The organism is Arthrobacter sp. Hiyo1 (assembly GCF_001263615.2).
In the GTDB taxonomy this organism is placed as follows: Bacteria; Actinomycetota; Actinomycetes; order Actinomycetales; family Micrococcaceae; genus Arthrobacter.
In genome coordinates, this window is the sequence record NZ_DF952474.1 from 167049 (window position 1) to 170023 (window position 2975).

3 pseudogenes are annotated in these 2975 nt (G+C 65.6%); 2 read left to right on the top strand and 1 reads right to left on the bottom strand.

What is annotated here, in order from left to right:
• Positions 1–595: pseudogene (locus tag AHiyo1_RS27215) on the bottom strand (molybdopterin-dependent oxidoreductase); the annotation flags it as partial.
• 134 nt (positions 596–729) lie between these two features.
• Here AHiyo1_RS27215 and purD point away from each other — a divergent pair.
• Positions 730–2041 (top strand): annotated as a pseudogene (purD, locus tag AHiyo1_RS18155) (phosphoribosylamine--glycine ligase).
• 3 nt (positions 2042–2044) lie between these two features.
• Positions 2045–2975: pseudogene (locus AHiyo1_RS18160) on the top strand (phosphoribosylaminoimidazolesuccinocarboxamide synthase); the annotation flags it as partial.

Sequence of the window (2975 nt, forward strand, 5' to 3'; positions counted from 1 at the left end):
CACTCAGGAATCGGCCGCCGCCTGCTGTGATGGCCGCTGCGGCAACGGTGACACCGGTAGCGGCGAAGAACGTCCGGCGCGTCGTGGCGGGACGTTCGATGCCTTTGGCAGCGGTGTCGGCAGGGGCGTCCGGGAAGGACTTCAGCCGCCAAAGCCGGGCCACCAAGAACCGAAGGACAATGAGTCCAGCCACGGTGCCGATCAGGCTTGGTATGGAATCCGCGGGCTTCACGCCGGCCCGGGTCACCACGGCAGCCACAATCACCGCACCCATGCCGAGGACGCCCAACACACCCAAGGCCCAATTGCGGAAGGCCACGACACCCAGCACGCAAGCCAGCGCGAAGATGGTCAGGCCCATTCCCACAAACAGCGCGGCTTTGTCATTGGTGCCGAACGTGGTCACGGCGAAGTCCTTCATCCACGGCGGCGTGAAGTCGATGAAGGTTGACCCCAGCGCAATCACAGGAGTTGCCCGGGCCGTAAAGAAGGCGCCGATCAGTTCCGCAACGGAAAGTACGACGGCGGCAGCGGCCACCCCGGCCAGTGCAGCCAATGCGGCGGGTCCCCTGAGCCAGTTCCTGAGCTTCTTCATGCAGGTTGTTCGTAGCCGGAGGCCCCCGAGATGGGTTGGACATGCTCCCTTCTGACTCATTGTCAAAGGTGGGCACGTCCAATGGAGGAGACAGCTTAGGAGTCCTGCCCCCGCACAAAGTACCCTTGAAGACTGTGAAGGTACTCGTCATTGGCCCCGGCGGCCGCGAACACGCAATTGTCCGCTCCTTGCTCAAGGATCCCAACGTTTCCGAGGTCCACGCGGCTCCGGGAAACGCCGGCATCGCCAAGCTGGTCCCCACGTACGCGATCGACGGGAACAACCCCGGCGCCGTCGCAGCGCTTGCGACAAAGCTTGCGGTTGACCTGGTTGTGGTCGGCCCCGAAGCCCCACTCGCGGCGGGCGTATCCGACGCCGTCCGCGAAACCGGCATTCCGGTCTTCGGCCCCAGCAAGGCCGCGGCGCAGCTCGAAGCCTCCAAAGCGTTCGCCAAGGAAGTCATGGCCGAGGCCGGCGTGCCCACCGCCATGGCCCGCGTGGCAACAAACGCCGCAGAGGCTGCTGACGCACTGGACACTTTCGGCGCTCCGCATGTGGTCAAGGATGACGGACTGGCCGCCGGCAAGGGCGTCGTGGTCACCAATGACCGCGAGGAAGCTCTCGCCCACGCGCAGGCTTGTTTCGACGCTGGCGGAACCGTGGTGATCGAGGAGTTCCTGGACGGACCCGAAGTCTCCCTGTTCGTGCTCTGCGACGGCCGCACCACCGTGCCGCTGTCCCCGGCACAGGACTTCAAGCGGATTTTCGATAATGACGAAGGGCCCAACACCGGCGGCATGGGCGCCTACACCCCCCTCGACTGGGCACCTGTTGGCCTGGTCCAGGAAGTCATCGACCGCGTTGCGCAGCCCACCGTGGACGAGATGGCCAGCCGCGGTACTCCGTTCGTCGGCGTCCTTTACTGCGGCCTGGCACTGACTTCCCGCGGGACGCGCGTCATCGAATTCAACGTCCGCTTCGGCGATCCTGAAACGCAAGCGGTCCTGGCCCGGCTCAAGACCCCGCTCGGCGCACTCCTGTTGGCAGCCGCCAAGGGCGAACTGGACCAGGCCGAAGAGCTGCGCTGGTCGAAGGAGTCGGCCGTCGCCGTCGTCGTCGCCGCCGAAAACTACCCGGACACCCCCCCGCACGGGAGACCGCATCCGCGGCTTGAACAAGGTGGACGCGCTGGAAGGCGTCCACGTCATCCACGCCGGTACCAAACTGGACGAAGAAGGCCGGGTTGTCTCCGCCGGCGGCCGCGTACTGGCTGTTGTCGCGCTGGGAACGGACCTCGTGGAGGCGCGCGAGCGGGCTTACGACGGCGTGGAGCTGGTCCAGCTCGACGGCGGACAGTTCCGAACCGATATCGCCGGCAAGGCAGCCCGTGGCGAGATCCACGTGGTCTCCCCGGCCACCGGCTCCATCCCGAATGTGAAGGCCTGAACCATGCCCGAAAGCAACGCAAACGGCCTGCAGACCGAAACCCTCGACCTGCCGGGGTGGAAGCATTTCTATTCGGGCAAGGTCCGCGACCTCTACGTTCCTGCGGATGATTCCAGCGGGGCCGAGTCGGGCCAGGAGCGCGTCCTGGTGGTGGCCAGCGACCGCATCAGCGCCTACGACCACGTCTTGAGCAGCGAGATCCCGGACAAAGGCCGGGTCCTCACGCAGCTGAGTTTGTGGTGGTTCGAGCAGCTTGGGGTGGAGCACCACGTCCTTGCGTCCACAGCCGCCGAGGGTGTGCCCGCGGAAGTTGAGGGCCGCGCGATGATCTGCAAGCGGCTGGAGATGTTCCCCGTGGAATGCATCGCCCGCGGGTATCTCACGGGTTCCGGCCTGGCCGAGTACCGCCAATCGGGCACCGTCTGCGACATCCCCTTGCCCGCAGGCCTGGTTGACGGCTCGCGCCTGGGGCACGCGATCTTCACGCCTTCTGCCAAGCTGAAGTCGGCGAACACGACGAGAACATCACATACGACGACGTCGTCGCGATGGTGGGCGACGATATCGCCGCACGCCTGAGCGAACTCACGTTGAAGATCTACACCTGTGCGGAAGAGATCGCCCGGGGCCGCGGCATCATCCTGGCCGACACGAAGGTTGAGTTCGGCATCGACGTCAATACGGGTGTCATCACCCTGGGCGATGAGGTCCTGACTCCGGATTCCTCACGCTTCTGGGACGCTGCGACGTACGCGCCGGGCAAGGCTCAGCCATCGTTCGACAAGCAGTTTGTGCGTGACTGGCTGACCTCTGCGGAATCGGGCTGGGACCGCTCGAGTGACACCCCGCCGCCCGCGCTGCCGGCCGACGTCGTCGAGAAGACTCGTGCCCGCTATGTGGAGGCCTACGAGAAGCTGACCGGCCGGACTTTCGT